The sequence below is a fragment of the Streptomyces pseudogriseolus genome (assembly GCA_002154585.1).
Classification (GTDB): domain Bacteria; phylum Actinomycetota; class Actinomycetes; order Streptomycetales; family Streptomycetaceae; genus Streptomyces; species Streptomyces pseudogriseolus.
Genome location: MUNG01000180.1, coordinates 467 through 20,652, shown reverse-complemented (window position 1 = coordinate 20,652; position 20,186 = coordinate 467). Strand labels below are relative to the sequence as shown.

The 20,186-nt window shown below is 74.3% G+C and carries 17 protein-coding genes, 1 tRNA gene and 1 other RNA gene; 9 read left to right on the top strand and 10 right to left on the bottom strand.

Annotated elements, in window-relative coordinates; genetic code table 11:
* Positions 1 to 324: 324 nt before the first annotated feature.
* Positions 325 to 534 (bottom strand): hypothetical protein, encoded by a 210-nt coding sequence (locus CCN29_RS17485; protein ID WP_006132800.1) that lies wholly within the window; start codon positions 532 to 534, stop codon positions 325 to 327.
* A gap of 137 nt (positions 535 to 671) precedes the next feature.
* On the opposite strand from CCN29_RS17485, the gene upp reads away from it, so the two are divergent.
* Positions 672 to 1,307 (top strand): uracil phosphoribosyltransferase, encoded by a 636-nt coding sequence (gene upp / locus CCN29_RS17480; RefSeq protein WP_006132801.1) that lies wholly within the window; start codon positions 672 to 674, stop codon positions 1,305 to 1,307.
* 7 nt (positions 1,308 to 1,314) lie between these two features.
* Here upp and CCN29_RS17475 read toward each other — a convergent pair whose 3' ends face one another.
* From CCN29_RS17475 to CCN29_RS17460, 4 genes are all read right to left on the bottom strand, one after another.
* On the bottom strand, positions 1,315 to 1,938 hold the full coding sequence (locus CCN29_RS17475; protein ID WP_006132803.1) for a LytR C-terminal domain-containing protein: 624 nt from the start codon (positions 1,936 to 1,938) through the stop codon (positions 1,315 to 1,317).
* Between the two features lie 132 nt (positions 1,939 to 2,070).
* A complete protein-coding gene (locus tag CCN29_RS17470) occupies positions 2,071 to 2,367 on the bottom strand; it encodes a type II toxin-antitoxin system VapB family antitoxin (protein ID WP_004929488.1) in 297 nt (98 codons plus the stop codon).
* A 135-nt stretch (positions 2,368 to 2,502) separates the two neighbouring features.
* Entirely contained in the window at positions 2,503 to 3,096 is a 594-nt protein-coding gene (locus CCN29_RS17465; RefSeq protein ID WP_006132806.1) for an HhH-GPD-type base excision DNA repair protein, read from the bottom strand.
* A gap of 43 nt (positions 3,097 to 3,139) precedes the next feature.
* Complete coding sequence (locus CCN29_RS17460) at positions 3,140 to 3,862, bottom strand: siderophore-interacting protein (protein WP_006132808.1); 723 nt, start codon at positions 3,860 to 3,862, stop codon at positions 3,140 to 3,142.
* 81 nt (positions 3,863 to 3,943) lie between these two features.
* Between CCN29_RS17460 and CCN29_RS17455 the strand changes: the two genes are divergently transcribed.
* The 5 genes from CCN29_RS17455 (at position 3,944) to CCN29_RS17435 (ending at position 9,791) form a co-directional block, all read left to right on the top strand.
* Complete coding sequence (locus CCN29_RS17455) at positions 3,944 to 6,046, top strand: penicillin acylase family protein (RefSeq protein ID WP_086682975.1); 2,103 nt, start codon at positions 3,944 to 3,946, stop codon at positions 6,044 to 6,046.
* On the top strand, positions 6,039 to 6,647 hold the full coding sequence (locus CCN29_RS17450; RefSeq protein WP_086682972.1) for a GNAT family N-acetyltransferase: 609 nt from the start codon (positions 6,039 to 6,041) through the stop codon (positions 6,645 to 6,647). The genes CCN29_RS17455 and CCN29_RS17450 overlap by 8 nt, the downstream gene beginning before the upstream one ends.
* Entirely contained in the window at positions 6,644 to 7,123 is a 480-nt protein-coding gene (locus CCN29_RS17445; RefSeq protein WP_031065549.1) for a cupin domain-containing protein, read from the top strand. The genes CCN29_RS17450 and CCN29_RS17445 overlap by 4 nt, the downstream gene beginning before the upstream one ends.
* On the top strand, positions 7,120 to 7,890 hold the full coding sequence (locus CCN29_RS17440; RefSeq protein WP_031018310.1) for an SDR family NAD(P)-dependent oxidoreductase: 771 nt from the start codon (positions 7,120 to 7,122) through the stop codon (positions 7,888 to 7,890). The genes CCN29_RS17445 and CCN29_RS17440 overlap by 4 nt, the downstream gene beginning before the upstream one ends.
* 158 nt (positions 7,891 to 8,048) lie before the next feature.
* Complete coding sequence (locus CCN29_RS17435; RefSeq protein WP_086682969.1) at positions 8,049 to 9,791, top strand: copper resistance CopC/CopD family protein; 1,743 nt, start codon at positions 8,049 to 8,051, stop codon at positions 9,789 to 9,791.
* A 16-nt stretch (positions 9,792 to 9,807) separates the two neighbouring features.
* On the opposite strand, the gene CCN29_RS17430 is transcribed toward CCN29_RS17435, so the two are convergent.
* From CCN29_RS17430 to CCN29_RS17420, 3 genes are read right to left on the bottom strand one after another with little or no spacing between them, the layout of a single operon-like run.
* Entirely contained in the window at positions 9,808 to 11,682 is a 1,875-nt protein-coding gene (locus tag CCN29_RS17430) for a pentapeptide repeat-containing protein (RefSeq protein ID WP_006134559.1), read from the bottom strand.
* 13 nt (positions 11,683 to 11,695) lie between these two features.
* Entirely contained in the window at positions 11,696 to 13,078 is a 1,383-nt protein-coding gene (locus tag CCN29_RS17425) for an esterase/lipase family protein (RefSeq protein WP_086682966.1), read from the bottom strand.
* Entirely contained in the window at positions 13,079 to 17,500 is a 4,422-nt protein-coding gene (locus tag CCN29_RS17420) for a peptidase C14 caspase catalytic subunit p20 (RefSeq protein WP_442538399.1), read from the bottom strand.
* 126 nt (positions 17,501 to 17,626) lie between these two features.
* On the opposite strand from CCN29_RS17420, the gene CCN29_RS17415 reads away from it, so the two are divergent.
* Positions 17,627 to 18,616 (top strand): hypothetical protein, encoded by a 990-nt coding sequence (locus tag CCN29_RS17415; protein WP_037816683.1) that lies wholly within the window; start codon positions 17,627 to 17,629, stop codon positions 18,614 to 18,616.
* Between the two features lie 296 nt (positions 18,617 to 18,912).
* On the opposite strand, the gene CCN29_RS17405 is transcribed toward CCN29_RS17415, so the two are convergent.
* Positions 18,913 to 19,134 carry a hypothetical protein gene (locus tag CCN29_RS17405; RefSeq protein WP_006134555.1) on the bottom strand — a complete coding sequence of 74 codons (222 nt, stop codon included), beginning with the start codon at positions 19,132 to 19,134 and terminating at the stop codon, positions 18,913 to 18,915.
* 134 nt (positions 19,135 to 19,268) lie between these two features.
* Positions 19,269 to 19,356 (bottom strand) — tRNA-Ser (locus CCN29_RS17400).
* Positions 19,357 to 19,428: 72 nt separating this feature from the next.
* Here CCN29_RS17400 and ffs point away from each other — a divergent pair.
* Both ffs and dnaX read left to right on the top strand, forming a co-directional pair.
* An RNA gene (gene ffs / locus CCN29_RS17395) (signal recognition particle sRNA small type) lies at positions 19,429 to 19,527 on the top strand.
* 48 nt (positions 19,528 to 19,575) lie between these two features.
* On the top strand, positions 19,576 to 20,186 hold a 611-nt coding region (dnaX, locus tag CCN29_RS35955), incomplete at its 3' end, for a DNA polymerase III subunit gamma/tau (RefSeq protein ID WP_442538398.1).

Below are 20,186 nucleotides of genomic sequence, written 5' to 3'. Positions count from 1 at the left end.
CCCAGCGCGGGCATTCGTGCCTCCCCCAGTGCCTTGAGGGCCTGGGAGGTACCCCCAGGGCGATGGGGGTACCTCCCGCTCGAGCGAAGCCGAGAGTGGGGGAGGGTGGGCGCGGCGGCGCCTCGTTGGCGCCGAGGTGCGCAAACACCCCCCGGCCCGCACCAACGCCGGTGCCTGGTACCCCACCCGCCGTGGTCACTCGCGCCGCCGCATGGAGGGAAGCGCGGCTCCCGCTGACCGCCGGCACTGATGCCGCCGGGGTGAGCGGGGCATCCCCGCTGCAGCTCCCAGCCGGGTCGGCGCGCCGGCGTTTTCGGGGTGCCGCTACCAGCGGAACGTGCGCATCCGCATCGCGTGCCGCAACCGCGCCGCCTTCGCCCGCCGAGGCTGCACCCGGTCCCGCAGCGCCCGCGCCTCCGCCAGTTCCCTCAAGAACCGCGCCCGCCGCCGCCGGCGCTCGGCCTCCCAGTCCACCTCGCCCGTGTCCCGGGCAGCCCCGGCCGACGGATTCCCGCGATCCTCCTGCTCAGGCATAGCTTCATCACCCCAGTCCGTCCTTCCCACCTTCCCCCGACCGGACGGTTTGACGCCGGCAAAGGAGTGACGGGCGCCCCAGCCCCTTGCCCCGCAGCTGGACGCCGCCCCTCCGCGTCCCGGTTAGGGTTGACGCCATGCGTCTCCACGTCGTCGACCACCCCCTGGTCGCCCACAAGCTCACCACGCTGCGCGACCAGCGCACCGACTCCGCGACCTTCCGCCGTCTCGCCGACGAGCTGGTCACCCTGCTCGCCTACGAGGCCACGCGCGACGTGCGCACCGAACAGGTCGACATCAAGACACCGGTGGCGCAGACCACGGGCGTGAAGCTGTCCCACCCTCGCCCCCTGGTGGTGCCGATCCTGCGGGCCGGCCTCGGCATGCTGGACGGCATGGTCCGGCTGCTGCCGACCGCCGAGGTGGGCTTCCTGGGCATGGTGCGCAACGAGGAGACGCTCCAGGCCTCCACCTACGCCACGCGCATGCCGGACGACCTCTCGGGCCGCCAGGTGTATGTCCTGGACCCGATGCTGGCGACCGGCGGCACGCTCGTCGCGGCCATCCAGGAGCTGATCGCGCGCGGCGCGGACGACGTGACCGCCGTGGTGCTGCTGGCCGCGCCGGAGGGCGTCGAGGTCATGGAGCGCGAGCTGGCCGGCACGCCGGTCACGGTCGTGACGGCCTCCGTCGACGAGCGCCTCAACGAGCACGGCTACATCGTCCCGGGCCTCGGCGACGCGGGCGACCGCATGTACGGAGCCGCGGAGTAACCCGCGCTCAGCAGTTCTTCTTCGAGGCGGCCGCCGGCTCGGGGTTGGCCAGTGCGGTCAGCGCCTTGTCCGCGGCCGCCTTCGCCGTCAGGCCCCGGAACGCGTCGCCGATGATCAGATCGAGCGCTGCGCCCTTGCGGGCCGGGTCCGTGCGGCGCTCGGCGCCGGCCAGCTGGGTGCCCAGCACCGGCAGCGCCGTGTCCAGCGCGGCGGCGGGGCCGAGCAGCACGCCGGTGCCCTTGACCTTCTTGTCGAACGTCGCGGGCGCGTTGGCGACCTCGCCGATGCGGAAGCCGCGCTTCTTCAGCTCGTCGGCGGTCTTCTGCGCGAGTCCGCCGCGGGTCGTGGCGTTGAGCACGTTGACGGTGATCGTGCCGGGCCGGGGCACCGGCTCGGCGGCCCCCGCGGGACTCGCCGACGGCTTCGCCCCGATGCCGCAGGCGGCCTTGGTGCCGGCCGCGGACGCGGAGTCGCCGCCGCCGGTGAACACGTCGATGAGCTGCAGCGTGCCCCAGCCGCCCACACCGAGCACGGCGACGGAGGCGACGGTCAGCACGACGAGCTTGCCGCGCCGCCGGGGCCGGCGCATCCGCGGGTACTTGTCACCCGTGATGCGGTACTGGCCGCCCATGCCGGGTGGAGTGAGCATGCTCATGAGCGCAGCGTAGTGCGCCCGGGCTGCTATGCCTACTAGATGATCATTCGACTGGGTGCAGTCCAACCCGAAAGGGCCAAACCGGGCCGCCAGAGGGTTCGACGGGCGTCAGTCGAGTTCGAGAACGCGTGCGTGGAGCACCTGGCGCTGCTGGAGCGCCGCCCGCACCGCGCGGTGCAGTCCGTCCTCGAGGTACAGGTCGCCCCGCCACTTCACGACGTGCGCGAAGAGGTCGCCGTAGAAGGTCGAGTCCTCGGCGAGGAGGGTCTCGAGGTCGAGCTGCTGCTTGGTCGTCACGAGCTGATCGAGGCGGACCGGGCGCGGCGCCACGTCCGCCCACTGCCGGGTGCTTTCCCGGCCGTGGTCGGGGTACGGCCGGCCGTTTCCGATGCGCTTGAAGATCACACGGAAAGCCTACCGGTCGAGACGTTCCGGGCGCAGCCATGGCGACGCAGTACGCCGCCGTAAAAGACGTCGGAAAGTGTCAGATTCCGGGCTCGGGGCGGACACCCGCCTGGGATACGGCCCCGGGCGCGCCCGTCACGCGCCCGTCTTCTTCGCCGCTTTCGCCGCCGCCTTCATCTCCTGCTTGTGCGCCCGCACCTTCGCCAGCGACTCCGGGCCCGTGATGTCCGCGACCGAGCGGAAGGAGTCCTCCTCGCCGTACGCGCCGGCCGCCTCCCGCCAGCCCGCGGGGCGGACGCCGAGCCGCTTGCCGAGCAGGGCGAGGAAGATCTGCGCCTTCTGCTTGCCGAAACCGGGCAGGTCCTGGAGCCGCTTCAGCAGCTGACGGCCGTCGTCCACGCCCCGCCAGACCGCCTCGGCGTCACCGTCGTAGTGCTCGACGAGGTACCGGCACAGCTGCTGGACGCGGCCCGCCATCGACCCGGGGTAGCGGTGCACGGCGGGCTTCTCGGAGAGCAGCGCGGCGAACGCCTCGGGGTCGTACGCGGCGATCTCGTGCGCGTCGAGGTCGTCCGCGCCGAGCCGCCGCGCGATCGTCGCCGGGCCCTTGAACGCCCATTCCATGGGGATCTGCTGGTCCAGCAGCATGCCGGTCAGCGCGGCGAGCGGGCTGCGGCCCAGCAGCCGGTCGGCGTCGGGGTCCTGGGCGAGGTGCAGTGTGACGTCCATGCCCCGATGATCGCGCGTCACCCGGTTGATCGCGCGTCGCGGGTCAGCTCGCGCGCCAGTACCCGAGCGCGTGCACCCGCTGCTTGGGCACGCCCAGTTCCTTGCGGACGAACGCGCCCAGCGCCCGGGTGGTCGCGGTGTCGCAGGCGATCCACACGTACGGGTCGGGGCCGGACGCCAGCAGCTCCGGCAGTTCGGCGCGGACGCGCTCCACCAGGGCCGCGCCCCCGTCGCGCCGGGGCACCTCACGCACCTCGTGCCGTGCGGGGTCGGCCAGGCACGGCAGCCCGTCGAGGGAGCCCTCGAACCAGACGGTGGCCGGGGCGTCGCCCAGGGCGCCCAGCAGGGAGTTGACGGCCGGCAGCGAGGCCGGGTCGCCGACGACGCAGACATGGGAGGGGGCGGGGTCCGGGTGCTCGAAGCCGGTGCCCTGCACCGTGGCCTCGATGGTGTCGCCGGGCTTCGCGGCCCGCGCCCAGTCGCTGGCGCAGCCCTCGTGCAGCGCGAACTCCAGGGCGAAGGCACCGGTCTGCGGGTCGGGGTCGACCAGGGTGTAGGCGCGCTGGTGCGGCCGGCCCGCGTTGTCGAACCACAGCCTTACCCACATCGTCGGGTGGACGCCGGTGGTCGCCAGCATCCCGCCGTCGGTGAAGGTCAGCCGCCGGTAGTCGGCGGTGACGTCCTCGCCGCCCGTCACGGTGAACTCGAAGTCCTTCGCACGCATCAGTTTGAGGACCGCGCCCTCCCAACCCCGCCCCTGCCCCATCGCGCCTTCACCCTTCGCGTACGATTCCGCCACGTCACGGTTTACTTAGGGGAGCCTAACCTAAAGTGAAATGAGGGCACAGTGTCCGGTGCGATCTTCCGGGACCCCTGGGGGATCCCCCATCTGCGGGCCGACGACGCGCGTGAACTCGCCCGCCTCCAGGGCCTGGTGACCGCCCGCGACCGCGGCTGGCAGATCGAGGTGGAGCGGCACCGCGCCCAGGGCACCTCGGCCTCCTTCCTGGGCGCCGGGGCGCTGTCCTGGGACGTGCTGGTCCGGCGCGCCCGGGTGGCCGACACCGCCCGCCGCTGCCTCACCCGCCTGGAGGAGGACGACCCGGAGACCGCCGACTGGCTCCAGGCGTACGTCACCGGCGTCAACCAGGGCCTGGACGGGCACGATGCCCCGGAGTTCACCCGCGCCGGCATCCGTCCCGGCCGCTGGGAGCCGTGGACGCCGCTGGCCGTGTGGCTGTCCGCGCACCTCCTCTTCGCCGGTTTCCCCGCCAAGCTGTGGCGCGACCACGCCGCCGCGTGCCTCGGGGCGGACGCCGTGGGCCTGTTCGCCACCGACGGCCCCGGCACCTCCGGCAGCAACGGCTGGCTGGTCGCGGGGGAGCGCACGGTCACCGGGCAGGCGATCCTCGCCGGGGACCCGCACCGCTTCATCGAGGACCCGGGCGTCTACCAGCAGATACGTCTGTCCTGCCCGGAGTTCGACGTCGTCGGCCTCGCCGTGCCCGGCGTCCCGGGCATCGCCCACTTCGGCCACACCGGCACGGTCGCCTGGGCCATCACCAACGCCATGGCCGACTACCAGGACCTCTACCGCGAGCGGCTGCGCCGCACCGGCGCCGGGATCGAGGCGCTCGGCCCGGACGGCGTCTGGCGGCGGGCCGCCCGGCACACCGAGACCGTCGAGGTCGCGGGCGAGGAGCCGGTCGAGGTGGAGGTCGTCGAGACCGGGCGCGGACCCGTCGTCGTCGGCGGCCCCGAGGGCCTCGACGGCACCGTGCCCGAGCCGGGGGAGCCGCCGCTCGCCGTCGCCCTGCGGTACCCGCCCCGCGTCACCGGCGACCTCGGCTTCGGCGCCCTGCTGCCGCTGCTGCGGGCGCGCCGCGTCGCCGACGTGGACCGCGCCGCCGACCTGTGGGCCGAGCCGGTCAACGTCGTCCTGGCCGCCGACACCGAGGGCGGCACCCTGCACCGGGTTGCCGGACGCGTCCCCGTGCGCTCCGCCGCCCACCGCGTCCGCCTGGTGCCCGCGTGGGAGCCCGGCCACGCATGGCACGGCTGGCACGAGACGCCCCGCGCCGGCCTCGACGACGGCGTCGCCGTGATGGCCAACCAGCGCGGCCCCGCCGCCCCGCTCGGCGTCGAGTTCGCCCCGCCGCACCGAGCCGACCGCATCGCCGCGCTGCTCGCCCGCCGGCACCGCTGGTCCGCCGCCGACATGGCCGCGATCCACACCGACACCCACCTCGCCTCCGCCGCACCCCTCCTGGACCACCTGGCCGCGCTCGACACCCCCGGCGCCCCCGGTCTCACCGGCCCCGCGGCCGCCCTGCGCGAGCGGCTGCTGGCCTGGGACCGGCACATGGACGCCGGCAGCGCCGACGCGGCGGCCTTCGCGGCCCTGCGCGGCGCGGTCGTCCGCCGCCTGGCCGCCGAGCCCGCCCTCGCGGCCGCCGCGGCCCCGCCGCCGTACCCGGAGGTCTTCCGTCCCTGGCTCGCGCTGGTCCCGCGGGTCGGATTCGCCCTGGAACACCTGCTGGCCGCCGAGGACCTGTTCGGCATCGACCGCCCGGCCGTCGTGCGCGCGGCGCTGGAGGAGGTGGCCGCCGCGCCGCCCGCCGGCGTCTGGGGCGACACCCACCGTCTCGCGCCCTGGCGCGCCCTGCCGCCCGAGACGCCGCGGGAGGAGCCCGGACTGTCCGGCGACCACGACTGCGTCCTGTGCACCTCCGCCGTGCCCGGCCTCACCGACCTCGCCGCCCGCGGGCCCGCCGCACGCTACGTCTGGGACCTGGCCCGCCGCGAGGACAGCCGCTGGGTGGTGCCGCACGGCGCCTCGGGCCGCCCCGGCTCGCCCCACCACCGCGACCAGCAGCCCCTGTGGCTCGCCGGAGACCTGGCCCCGGTCGTCACCGACTGGGCGCAGCTGACGAAGGAGACCGATGTCTGATCCGTACGCCTCCCGCCCGGCCGTCCACGAGCAGACGGTCGACGGCTTCGGCGCCGTGCGCGTCCTGCCGCTGGACCCGGCCGCCGACGCCCCCCTGCTGCACCGCTGGGTGAGCGAGGAACGCGCCGTGTTCTGGGGCATGAACGGCCTCACCGAGCAGCAGGTCCACGAGATCTACGCGCACATGGACACCCTCGACACCCATCACGCGTACCTCGTCGTCAAGGACGGCGACCCGGCCGCGCTGCTCCAGACGTACGAGCCGGAGGCCGACCGGGTGGGCGAGTGCTACCCCGTCGAGCCGGGCGACATCGGCATGCACCTGCTGCTCGCGCCCGCGCGGCCTGGCGGGACCCGCTCCGGCTGGACCGGGGGGCTCGCGGCCGTCGTCGCCGCGTACGTCCTGCTGGTGCTGGACAGGCGGCGGGTCGTCGTCGACCCGGACGTCGCCAACGAGAAGGCGATCGCCCGGTTTCTCCGGCAGGGCTTCACCGCCGGGCCCCGGGTGGTGCTCCCGGAGGTCGACCTGCCGGACGTGTACCTGCCGGAGAAGCGAGCACAACTCGCGTTCCTCACCCGGGAGGTAGCCTTCGGAGGGTGACCCCCGACGACCTCGTCGCCCACTTCGGACTGGAGCCGATCCCCCGGGAGGGAGGCCGGTTCCGGCAGACCTGGGCCGGTCCCGCCCGGCCCGACGGCCGCCCCGAGGGCACCGCCATCGTCGCCCTGCTCACCGCCGGGCCCGGCGACTTCTCCGCCCTGCACCGCCTGCCCGCGGACGAGACCTGGCACCACTACCTCGGCGACCCGCTGCGGATGCTGCTGCTCGCCCCCGACGGCACCAGCAGCACCCCCGTCCTCGGCCCCGACGTGCTCGGCGGCCAGCACGTCCAGTTCACCGTCCCGGCCGGCACCTGGATGGGCGCCCGGGTCGCCGACGGCGGCTCCTGGACCCTGTTCGGCTGCACGATGGCCCCCGGGTTCACCTACGAGGGCTACGAGCACGGCGACCCGGCCGAACTGGCGGCCCGTTACCCCGACCGGGCGAACCTCGTCGCCGCACTGGGCCGCCCATGAGCGGGCGGGGACTGCTGCACGGCCAGGTCGCCCTGGTCACCGGCGCCGGCGGCGGCATCGGCCGGGGCATCGCCCGCCGGCTCGCCGAGGAGGGCGCGGCCGTCGCCCTGCACTGCCGCACCTCGGTCGCGTCCGCGCAGGAGACGGCGGTCGCCGTCCGGGAGGCGGGCGGCCGGGCCGTCGTCCTGCGGGCCGACCTCACCGACGAGGGCGCCTGCCACCGGCTGGTCGCCGAGGCCGCCGAACGGTTCGGCGGCCGGCTCACCGCGCTGGTCAACAACGCCGGGGTGCAGCCGGTCCAGGAACTCGCCGGGATGACGGCGGCCGAGTGGCGCGCGGTCGTCGACACCAACCTCACCTCCGTCTTCGCCTGCACCCAGGCGGCGGCACGACTGATGCGCGACCAGGGCGGCGGCTCCGTCACCCACATCGCCTCCGTCGAGGCCCGCTTCCCCGCCCCCGGCCACGCCCACTACGGCGCGGCCAAGGCCGCGGTGGTGATGCACGCCCGCACGGCCGCCCTGGAGTACGGGTCCTGGGGCGTGCGCGTCAACACGGTCTCGCCCGGCCTGATCGACCGGGAGGGCCTGGCCGACGCCTGGCCGGAGGGCGTACGCCGCTGGCGGGAGGCGTCCGCCGTGGGACGCCTCGGCCGTCCGGAGGACGTCGGCGACGCCTGCGTGTTCCTGGCCTCCCCGCTCGCGTCCTGGGTGACCGGTCACGACCTGGTGGTGGACGGAGGGGCGACCTCCCGCCCGACCTGGTAGATCCGTGCAGATCCGTTCCCGGTCCCGTTGAGCGGACCGCGCCTGCCGTCCGTACTCCACGGGAGGCGGACGGGCCGGGAGGCGGGTACGACGTGGAGCGACGGCGCGACGGGGCGGCGGGCGGCCGAGCAGGCGGGTCACGGTGCCTGCGGGCCCTGGTGCTGCTGGGCACCCTGCTGATCCTGCTCCTCACGGGCACGGCCCCCGCGAGCGCCCACGCGGCGCTGCGCGCCAGCGACCCCGAGGACGGGAGCGTCGTCAAGGCGCCGCCCACCCACATCACCCTGACGTTCACCGAGTCCGTGGGCCTGCTCGAGGACTCCTTCCGGGTCTACGGCCCCGACAACCGCCGCGTCCACATGGAGGAGCCCGAGCACGCGGCCGGTTCCGCCGACACCGCCCGCGCCGCCCTGCCCCGCGACCTCGACGAGGGCACCTACACGGTGGCGTGGCGGGTGGTCTCGGCGGACAGCCACCCCGTCTCGGGCGCGTTCACCTTCTCCGTCGGCAAGCCGTCCCCCACCCCGCCCGCGGCCCCCGCCGACCACGCCGAACACCCGGTCACCAAGAGCCTCTACGACACCGGCCGCTACCTCGCCTACATCGCCGCCGCGCTGCTCGTCGGCACGGCGGCGTTCGCGGCCCTGTGCCGCCCGCCGGACCCCGGCCCGCTGCGGGCGCCGCTGCTGTTCGGCTGGTGGACCCTGCTGGTGACGACATTGGCGTTGCTGATCCTGCGGGCCCCGTACGAGAGGGGCACGTCACCGGCGACGGCGCTGGACCTCTCGGCGTTCCCCGACACGCTGAACGGCCGCCCGGGTCTGGCCCTCCTCTCCCGCACGGCCCTCCTGCTGACGGCCGCGCTCCTGGTGCCGGTCCTGCGCGGCCGGCCGCTGCGCATCCGCGTGACGGCGGGCGCGGCCTTCTCCGTCGCCCTGGCCCTGACCTGGGCGTCCGCCGAACACGCCTCGGCCGGCATCCAGGTCCCGGTCGCCATGACGTCGTCGGTGCTGCACCTGCTGGCCATGGCGTGCTGGCTCGGCGGCCTGACGGCCCTGCTGCTCACCCTCCACCGCGCGAAGACCCCGCCGCCGTACGCGACGGTGGCCCGCTTCTCCCGCCTGGCGTTCACGTCGGTGACGGTCCTCGTCGTCACCGGCGCCTACCAGTCCTGGCGCGGCCTCGGCTCCTGGTCCGCCCTCACGGGGACGGCGTACGGCCGCACGCTCACCGTGAAGCTGGCGGCGACGGTGTTCCTGCTGCTCGCCGCGGCCCTGTCCCGCCGCTGGACGGCCCTGCTCGCCGTCCCGCGGGAGGCCGAGGAACGCGAACCGGCGCTGGTGGGCGCGGCGGGCCCGCCCCCCGGACCGAGGACCACGCACATGACCACCGCCGCACCGGAAGCCCTCCACCGCCGCGCCCTGCGCCGCTCCGTCCTCGCGGAGGTGGTCGTCGCGGTGGCCGTCCTGCTCGTCACCACGGTGCTCACCGGCACGCTGCCCTCGCGGGCGGAGGCCGAGGCCGCGAAGGCGCCCGAACCGCAGGTGGCGGGCCTGCCCGGCGCGCAGGCGCTCACGGTCCCCTACGACACGGGGACGCCCGGCGGCAGCGGCACGGTCCAGCTGACGATGGACCCGGGCCGGGTCGGCGAGAACGGCCTCCAGGCGGTGGTCTTCGGCCCCCAGGGCGCCCTGACCTTCGTCCCGGAGGTCCGCGTCACCTTCACCCTCCCGGCCAAGGACGTGGGCCCGATCGACGCCCGCCTCACCGACCGGGGCGGCTACTGGGCCACCAACGACCTCACCCTCCCCCTGGAGGGCGCCTGGACGATGAAACTGACGGTCCGGGTGTCGGACATCGACCAGGTGACGGTGGAGCGGCGGGTCCGGATCACGCGCTGACGCGCGGGCCGGCGGGTCAGCGCTTCACCCGGCTGCGCACGGCGAGGACGGCGAGGGCGAGCAGGCCCGGTTCTACGAGCCGGGCGGTCATCTCGACGTACGTCCCGGTGGTGGTGAGGTCCTGCCCCGAGGCGCGGAAGATCACCGAGTTGGCCACCACCCGCAGGGACTTCTCGAACCGCTCCCCCGAGATGCGGCGGGAGTACGCCCCGTCCGGATTGACGGGCGTCGGCTTCTTGGTCGTCAGGGTGATCCGCCGGCCGTCGGAGGTGCCCTCGCTGACCGGGTCGGGATCGCCCTTGGGCAGCCCCCACAGCATCATCGCGAACACGGTGGCCGTCATCGCCAGCAGGAGCCAGGCGAGCGCCCGTGCGGCGCGCAGGCCGTAGCCGGAGAGCGCCCAGTACAGCCACAGCAGCGTGCGCTCGCCGCGCGAGGCGGAGTCGCTGTGGCGGCGCATCTCCATCTCGCCGTAGTAGAAGTCGGCCGCCCCGGGTTCGTTCCGGCCGTCCTCGAGGGCCTTGCGCAGCTGCCGGTAGACGGGCGCGAGCACGTCGGGGTCGTGCCGGCCGTGGTCCGGGGCCGGGGTCCAGCCGCGGTACCGGGTCGCCCGCCAGTGGTGTTCCTCGGCGAGGGTCCGGCGGCGGATCCAGCGCGGCCCGCCCGGAGGCTCCGCCAGACGGCAGCGGCCTTCGAGACGCAGCTGGTCCAGGTGCACCGCCTCGACGAAGAGACACCTGGTCAGGTCGACGTCGGCCAGCATCAGGTACGCCGCGTCCACGCCCTTGACCGAGACGACGCCCACCTGTTTCCGGGCGAGGCCCGGTTCCGCGATCTCGTCCCCCGCCGGGGAGACGAACGGGCGCGGCCGGCCGACGACGCTCACCGGGAACGCCGGCGTCGCGTCGGTCAGGTCGACGTCGGCGTACCGCAGGCGCAGCGCCGCCGTGGACGCCCACCGGGTCCGCACGCACCGCACCTCCTTGGCCGCCACCTCCAGCGTCACCGCGGTCTCGAACACGGCGTCCGAGAAGTCCACCGTCCCCGGGCAGACGAGCGGGCCGATCACGGCGGTGCGCCGGAAGACGGTCCGCCGGAAGCACACGTCGGCTCGCGCGGCGGCGTCGACGAAGGACAGGTCACCGCCGATCGTGGCGTCCTCGAACGTGGCGTTCGCGTCGAAGCGGGCGCCGTCGAAGGGCATGTCCCCTCCGATGTCCGCCCGGTCGAAGCAGGCGGCACCGTTCAGGAAGTGCGCGCCGTCGAAGCCGGCCGTCCCGGTGACGCGTAGGCCCGTGAAGTCGGCGCCCCGCTCGAAGTCGACGCCCTCGACACGGGCCTCCGCGCAGGTCAGGTCCCTGAACACCGCGCTGCGCCCGACCTTGCGCCCGCAGAACCGCAACGCGCCGTCGACGCGCGCCTTGGGGAACCAGGCGTCTCCGTCCACCTCGCAGTCGTCGAGCCACAGGTCGCCGGCGACATGGGCCGAATCGAGCCTGAGATCGCCTCCGGTGCGCACCGCCTCCAGGTACAGGCCCGCGTCGAACACCGCCGACGTGAACGAGCAGTACCCGTCGAAGCCGACGTCCCGGATCTCCGCCTCCCCGCTGAACCGCACCGCGTCGAAGTCCGCCCTCCCCACCCGGGCCCGTCCTGTCCCGGGGGCCCTGAGGGGTGCGAGGAGTTCGTCGAGCAGGTCCTGGGTGAGGGGCGTGCCCCGGTGGTCGAGGTCGGCTCCCGGGCTCAGCGTGGCGAGATGAGCGGCGCGGTCGGTGTCGTCCAGATGCGCCAGGCAGGCCGGGTACGGGTCCACCTTGCGTCCCGGGCAGGGCTCGCCGCCCTCCGGACGCCCGCAGCGCGGCCATGCCGCCGTACCGGTGGTTCCGGTCATGCCCGCTCCCGTCTCATACCGCGACGACCGTGACGTCCCTCCGGTCGCGTCCCTTCGGCCGGTCGACCTCTGCCTCGACCACCCAGCGGCCCGGGGCCGCCGCCAGCTCCGCCCGGTAGCGGTCGGGCTCGTACTGTTCGAAGACGACCGGCTGCTTCTCACGGACGCGGCCCGAACGCCACATGAAGGTCCGCAGATCGCGCTGCGGCAGGTCGTGCCCCAGCAGTTCGATCACGAACGGACGGCCCGCGGCGACCGGGTCGCGCGGGAAGTGCAGGACGATGCCGTCCGGGCCGGCCAGCGACCCGTCGGGCGTGCGCCCCCGACGGACCGCGAGCATGGTGTCGCGGAGAGCGGGTGCGCCCGCCGGGTCCGCATGGCGGACACCGGTCCACAGCATCGGGTCCGTACCGGTCCAGTCCGCGAGCGCCGACCGGCGCGGCACCGTGCCGTCGCCGGGGCCCAGCAGGTCGTCGGCGAGGCCTTCCCCGCCGGGGCCGGCCGGGAGCACGAGCGCCTCGGGAGTGGGGAAGTCGACGCTGCCGAGGCAGTGCACCTCGTACGGGAGGGTGCCGGACCGCCCGTTCCGGTCGCAGGCCAGCCGGAACTCCTCCTGGAACGCCCGCATCCGCTGGACGGCCTCGGACGGGACTCCGGGCACCGGGCGTTGGGTGATCGTCCGCTCGCGTGCTCCTCCCTCGACCCGCACGGCGCGGAAGTTCGGCAGCAGCTCGGCGACCGCCGGCAGGTTCAGCGCCCATGCGCGCAGCGCCTCGTTGAGCCGGGCGGCCATGTCCCCGTCGGGGCCCGCGCCGCCGGGGACCGCCTTACCGGCCAGCACCCGGGCGGCCTGCACCAGTCCCTGCTGCGGGGTGCCGAGGGTGATCAGGGCCCGTGCCGTGTCCCGGCCGCCCTCGCACTCGAGGTAGTGCCGCCCGGCCAGACCGCCCGTCCCGTGGCAGACGAGGATGACCCGCGGGTCGTCCGGCCGGTCCGGATGGCGGGCGTCCGCCTCCGCCCGCCAGCGGTCGAGTTCGCGGGCCACCCGCTCCTTCAACTGCCGGGCCACGAGCCGGTGGGAGAGCCGCCAGTCGTACCCGAACGGCACGAACTGCGCGTCGGGCGGGTCCCCGAGAGCGGCCCGGAGGTCCGGATACCCCAGGCAGGACAGCAGCCCGGGCACGGAGTCCGGAACCTGGAGCAGCCCTCCGGCGTCCAGGCGGTGCGGGGCGTCGGGCAGCGCGTCCCCCAGTCCCGGGGGGAGGGCCGCCTCGGTGAGCGCCGTGGCGGCCGAGTCGATCAGCCGCTCACTGCACCGCGCCCAGACGTCCTGACCGTCCCGGTACAGCCGGGTGCCGAGGAACCCCGGGACGAAGACCACCAGATCGTGTTCCACTCACTCTCCCCCTGTCCCGGCGCCGAGGAACGTGTGCGGCAGCCGGATCAGATCGCACCGGTCCTCCCCTTGCAGGGCCATGACCAGTCCCTCCGCGTCCGCCGCGGTCGCGACGGCGTGCACGGCGTAACCCCTGTCGGTGACCCCCGTGCCGTCCAGCCACCGCTGCGACCACAGGTCCCAGGCCCGGGACACCGACTCCGGCGTGCACACCAGCAGCACCGGCTGCTCCGCCGGGCCGGCGAACACCAGGGACGTGACGTCGGGGAAGACCCCCGGCAGCCGCTCCGGGGGGTGGCTCCCGTCGCCCGAACAGTCCTTGACGTACACGCTCCCGTGGTCCGCCCAGGCCAGCAGGGGCATGGAGGCGTCGTCCTCGTCGTCGTACAGCTCCCCCAGCGCGAGGCCGGACGGGGCGGCGGTCAGCAGGACGCGCTGTTCGACGCCCTGGCCGCCCTCCGTCCACACCCGGAGCTGGTCGCTCAGGTCACCGGCCGTCCAGTACGAGCCGTCGCGCAGGAATCGCGCATCGATCCCGCAGAACCCACGGTCGGTCCGGATCACGGGGAGCGCGGCGCCCGCGGCGGAGAGACCGGCCGGGACCGCGTGGCGCACCAGCCGCCGGCCGTCCGCGACGCTCAGCCGCAGTGTCGTGCCGTCCGGGGTGCCGACGAGGCTCAGCGAGCGCGCGGGCGTGCCCGCGTCCCCGCCGAGGGGGATGTCCTGGTGCCCGGTGGCCGTCAGGCCCTCGTCGAGCCGCCACAGCCGCACGGACCGTCCGGCCGCCGCGGCCACCGCCCAGCCGTCCGCCGTCCGCACCGCGTCCACGGCCGTCACGATCCGCCCCTCGTGCGCGAGTTCCGTGGCCGGAAGGGACGCCGGATCGTCCTGCCCGGGGCGGGAGACCCGGATCCGGTCGTGCCACGCCCGGCACAGCAGGGGCGGTCCTTCCGGGGCGCCGGTGAGGGACAGGACCGGGCGTTCGTTGCTCGGCCGGCGCCGGACGCCGTAGCCGGTCTCCAGCGCCGGTGCCACGTCCACCACGCGGATGAACGGGCCGTCGGCGATCGCGAGCAGCCCCTGACCGCCCGGCTCGAACGCCATCGCGCCCTCCCGGGGCGCGTCGAGCGCGAGGGTGGCCCGGCGGTCCTCCCGCTCGACGGACCAGAGCCGCACGGCGACCTCCTCGTACCCGGCGAGCAGCACCTCGTCGCCGTGGCGTCCGAAGGCCAGACCGCGGGTGTGGGACGGGTGGGTCCCCAGCGGGTGCAGGACCGGCTCCCGGCCGGGCGCGGCCTCGCACCGCCAGACGTGCACGGCGGTGCCGTCGGAGACGGCGAGACAGCCCTCCCGGTCCGAGACGGGGAACGCAGCGGCCGCCATGGCCGGCGCGGCCAACGTCACCCCGGCCTCGGCGGCGCAGGGGCGCAGAAGGGCGTCCCGGTGCCGGGAGACGACCAGTTCCAGCAGCTCCACCCGCTCGGCGCCTGCGGTCAGGACGAACATCCGCGGGCCCAGGACGAGGAGCGCCAGCTGGCGGACGTCCGCGGTGCGGACCTGCGCCAGCCGGGTGTCCACCTGGCCGCCGCTGTGCCAGGACCACACCCACAGCCGGTCCCCGTCGGCGGCCAGGGCCACGCACTCGCCGCCCGCCTCGGCCGCCGACAGCGCGCGCACGCTGCCGCCCCACCGGTACTCCTGGACGGGCGTGCGGGCCCCCGCGTGCCAGAAGTACACGGACTGGTCGTCGCGGGCGACCGTGGTCCAGCGGGCGCCGGCGCCCACCTCGCGGACCTCGCTCAGCGGGCGTCCGCGTCCGTCGCCGCTCCGGGGCAGCCGGCGTGTCAGCAGCCGCACCCCCGACTCCGGGTGCAGGACCTGGATCTCCCCCAGCCCGCCCGCGGTCAGGGTGTCCGCCGAGGACGACCCCGCCGGTCCGGCGCCGGCGCGCCAGCTCAGGGCCCGGGCGCCGCCGGGCGGCGCCGTGCGCCGCCACTCCGGAGGGTCGGGCGGCACGTCCGTCCAGTACTCCTCCCAGGGCAGGAAACCGTCCGGGCGGCGCAGCGTCCGGTACGTCCCGTCGCGGTGGCTGACGAAGGCGGTGGCGCTGAGCAGCGCCTTGCGCCGCAGCAGCACCTCCTCGGACACGCGGCCCGACGCCCGCGGGAACGCGCCCGCGACCCTGCTGTACAGCGCGGCGCCGTCGCAGTTCCGGGCCGGGCCCGCCGCGAGCGGCAGCATGACGTCCGGGTTGGTGCGCAGCAGGAAGTCCACGTCCTCGAACAGCCTGCGCAGTGCCTCGGGCCCCACCTGGGCGGCGTGGGCGCCCAGGTAGTCGAGCGTGTAGTCGTCGGCCCGGCTCCAGTCGCCGTGCACGCCGGCGCGCAGCGCGTCGAGCACCCGGCGGTGCGCCTCGCGCGTGGTCAGCCCGGCGTCGGAGAGGAAGAAGTCGCCGAAGCTCGGGTGGGCCAGCTGGTACCGGGTCCGGCCGCCGTCCTTCTGGGCGGCGACGATGCCGCCGCCCGCGCTCCGGCACACCTGCCGCACGTCCCGCGCGGTGAGCTGCGGCGTGCCGGGGTCGCGCAGTGCGTCGGCCAGGGCCGGCCAGGCCGCGTCCTCGGCCGGGACGGGGCCCTGGGCCACCGCGAGCGCCCGCAGCACCTCGTGGGCCCGCCGCGCGCCGGGCTGCCCGGCGAGATGGGCCGTCTCCTCCGCGAGGCGGGCCCGCAGGTCGGTGCCGCCGTCGCGCAGCCACGCCAGCAGCTCCGTCTCGGACACGACCGTGGCGCGGCGGGTGAGGCCGGCCGCGACCAGGCGGGCCACCAGGAACGAGCCGTGACTGCGTTGCGCGACGATCTCCGCCGTCCACTCCCGGTCCTCCTGGCGTGCCTCGCCCCGGTACGGGGAGCCGTCCGTGTCCAGGACGGACCGCACCATGCCGGCGATGCTCGCCCGGGCCTCCGCGTCGTCCCCCAGGACCAAGGGCTCGACGCTGAGCTCCAGCGCGTCCAGCAGCGACTCCTCCTCCGCGGGCGCGGTGGTGCGCCGGCGCGGCTGGGCCCGGGTGGCGACGATCACCCGGACGCCGAGTGTGCGGGCGAGCGGGCCGAGGACGTGCCGGGCGATCGCGTGCGCCTGGTCGGGGAGCGCCTCGTCGAGTCCGTCGAAGAGGAGGTTCACCGACCCCGCCCGCCCGACCAACAGCTCGAAGGCCTCCGTGAACCGCTCCGAGGTCACCGGCTCCTCCGGCAGCGCCGGCGCCCCGTCGATCGCCGACAGGACCTCCCGCAGCTGGGCGGCGAGCGAGTGGGCGGACTGCCCCTGGCAGCTCAGCGCCGCGTGGACGGTGCCCGTGCGGGGGAGTGTCGCCGGGTCGAGCCCGGGACCGAGGGCCGCCCGCCAGCCGGGCAGCGAGGTGAGCGCGAGACGGCCGAGCAGCGCGGTCTTCCCGGTGCCCGCCAGACCCGTCACCGCGAGCATCCCCTGCGGATGGGTGTCCATCCAGCGCACGATCCGGCTGAGGGCGTCCCGGCGGCCCGCGAAGTGCCGGTGCAGATGGCTGTTGTCCTCGAGGCCGAACTGCTCGGCCTCGATCCACGGCTTGCGCCGGGTCAGCACGGCCGGCGTGTACGGGCGCCGGTCGGACCGCTCGTGGTACGGGTTGTCGAGGAAGCTGTTGGGCAGGGCGCGGATCTCCCAGCAGTCCGGCCGCTGCGCCGGTTCGTCCAGACCGTCGTCCGCGGCGCGCGCGTCCACCGCCTGGCACAGGTACGGCAGCGGCAGGTACAGCGCCTGCGGCTCGAACGGGCGGGACGCGTCGTCCGCCGTGAAGTCCGGCCGGCCCAGCGCCTCCTCCAGCCAGGTCACCCACCGGCCGGCCGGAACCTGGGCGTCCGCCCCGGACGTGCCGATGACGGCGAACCCCTTCCGCCGGGTCTCCCACGCGCGGACCACCGCGGGGTCGCGCTGCAGCTCCACGGCATGGCGTACGGCCTCGGTCAGCGCGTTGTAGCTCTGCGAGGAACAGGCGTCGACGATCAGCAGGGTGTCCGACTCGAACTCCGGACGCAGCAGCAGGCCCACCAGGTCGAGCAGCGGAACGGCCTTGTCCGGGTCGAACTCCCCGGACTCCCAGGAGTCGGCACAGGCGAGGAAGTAGCCCTCGTCACGGCGCTGCACGCCGTGCCCCGTCCAGTAGAGGATCTTCCGCTCGGCGCCGTCGGCCAGGAACTCCTCGAGCCCTGCCCACAGTTGCTGCCGCGTGGCCCCTCGCCGGTCCGCGCGCATGGTGCCCCGGAAGCCGAGCCGTTCCCGCACCGTCCGTGTGAACCGGTCACGCACGTCGGGCAGATGCGGCCGGTTCAGCCGCTCCCGCTCCGCCGGGTCCGGATGCGCGTACTCCGGTACGGCGACCGTGCCCACCAGGCGGGAAAAACGGTCCTCGGTCTTCTGTAAAGCCGGTCGGCCTTCCGTGCTGCTCCGTACCATGAGCTTCGACAGCACCCCCCGTGAGTGTCCACCACAGCCTGTTTACCAGTGGAGTTGGCGATGCGTGACAGATTCACCGTGGTTGGCCGGGCGACGGACTGTCATCTTTTCGAGGGCGACGGCGTCCAGGCGATCGACGAGGACAACGTCCACATCACGTACACGCCGGAGCGGGTGCGCTTCCCGGAGGAGATCGCGGGATGGCGGCGCGCGATCGAAGAGGAGGAGGAGCGCAAGGAGGCCGCCGGGCTGCCGCACCGGTGGAACAACGCGCGCTTCGCGGTCGAACGGGTCGTGGTGACCCGGACGCACATCGCCGAGTACCCGGTGCTCTCCCTCGCCCTCCGGGACGCCGACTACTTCGACTTCCTCACCACCTCGCTCAACCTGGACCGCCGCCAGAAGAACGGTCTCACCCTGCGCGAGCAGTACCTCGAGGGCAGCGACCCGGTGGACGCGCCGTCCTGGATGAACTGCAGCCTCGGCGTCAACGTGGCCCTGGAGACCGGCAAGGACGGCAAGATGCTGTTCTCCCGGCGCAGCGCACAGGTCGCCGGGCCGAACAGCGGACGCTGGAACTCCTCGGCCAACGAGGGACTCGCCCAGCAGCACGACCTCCCCGCGGACGGCAGCCCGGTCAGCCTGCACGCGGTCGCCCGCCGCGCCCTCCTCGAGGAACTCGCCGTGCACGACGGGGACGGGACCGAGATCGAACTGCTCGGCCTCGGACTCGACGTCGTGAACCACCAGTGGGCGGTGTTCTGCCGCGCGGTGGCCCCCGAGCTCGACGAGGCGGCCCTGCGCCTGCGGTGGACGCGCGGCGTCACCGACAAGTGGGAACACGACCGCTTCGCGTTCGTCGACGCGGACCCGGAGTCGGTCCTCGGCTTCATCGCGGATGAACCGGAATCCCGCTGGACCCCCTGCGCACCGACCCTCTTCTACCTCGCCCTGGTACGCGGCGCGGTCCGCCGCGCCGGCGGCGACCCGGTGGCCCGGTTCCTGGTGGAACAGGCGGAACAGAAGGTGATGAGGGAGCGGGGGCTGTGACCGCGGGACCGCGCGTAAGTCACACCCCCGCTAAGCGGCCCTGCGCCTTGTCGTAGGCGTGTTCGGGGAGGGCTCCTGCGCGTCCTCGGTCCAGGAGGTCACGTCCTCACCGAAGTCGGGGGCCTGGAAGGGCTGGGTCGTCGGAGGCGGCGACACCGTGGTGGAACGGTGGGCCTGCCCTTCCGGGGCCGAGAACAGCGATGTCTGGTCGATGAGAGGTCTGCCTTTCGTGACAGGTCCCTGAGAAGGGCCTGGTGTGCCGTGAGCGGGCACAGTGGTCCAGCGGTACGGCGGTCCTAGAGCTTGGTCATCTTGGCGTACGGGCTCAGGACCCGCACGGGCGTCGAGCCGAAGTCCACGAGCGCCGCGACTCCGTCCTCGATGCCGACGACCCGGCCGAGGCCGTACACGTCATGGGTGACCTGGTCCCCCGTGGCGAAGTGCTTGGGAGCCGGTGCGACCGGGACCTTGAAGGGGCTGGTGGGCAGATGACGACGCGGTGCCGCAGGCTTGGTCATGGCTCAGTATGCGCCTTCACGCGGTCCGCTCGCTGTGGTCATGGACACGGACCCGGAACCGGACCGGGACGGACAACGTCGAAGGGCCCCACCGCGACCGGTGGGGCCCTTCGACATCGTGCCCGGTGAGGCACTGGCGGAGGATACGAGATTCGAACTCGTGAGGGGTTGCCCCCAACACGCTTTCCAAGCGTGCGCCCTAGGCCTCTAGGCGAATCCTCCGCCGGAAACATTACATGACCGAGAGGAGTGCTCGCGAACTCGTTCCCGCACCCCACGATGAGGTAGCCTCTGCGTAGCCCCTCACGCGGCGCTATCTGACTGAACTCCCCCAGGGCCGGAAGGCAGCAAGGGTAGGTCGGCTCTGGCGGGTGCGTGGGGGGCGCTTGCGTTCCCCGGCGGCCGGTCCGGTTGTCGGTGCGCGCCTATAACCTCGTAGACGTGTCGTCTCTCGCGCTGTACCGCCGCTACCGACCCGAGTCCTTCGCCGAGGTCATCGGGCAGGAGCATGTCACCGACCCGTTGCAGCAGGCGCTGCGGAACAACCGGGTCAATCACGCGTACCTGTTCAGCGGGCCCCGCGGCTGCGGCAAGACGACCAGTGCGCGGATCCTCGCGCGGTGCCTGAACTGCGAGCAGGGTCCGACGCCGACGCCGTGCGGTGAGTGCCAGTCCTGCCAGGACCTCGCGCGCAACGGGCCCGGTTCGATCGACGTCATCGAGATCGACGCCGCGTCCCACGGTGGCGTGGACGATGCCCGTGACCTGCGCGAGAAGGCCTTCTTCGGGCCCGCGAGCAGCCGGTACAAGATCTACATCATCGACGAGGCCCACATGGTCACGTCGGCCGGTTTCAACGCGCTGCTCAAGGTCGTCGAGGAGCCGCCGGAGCATCTGAAGTTCATCTTCGCGACCACCGAGCCCGAGAAGGTCATCGGCACGATCCGGTCGCGGACGCACCACTACCCGTTCCGGCTCGTCCCCCCCGGCACGCTCCGCGAGTACCTGGGCGAGGTGTGCCGGAAGGAGGGCATCGCCGTCGAGGAGGGCGT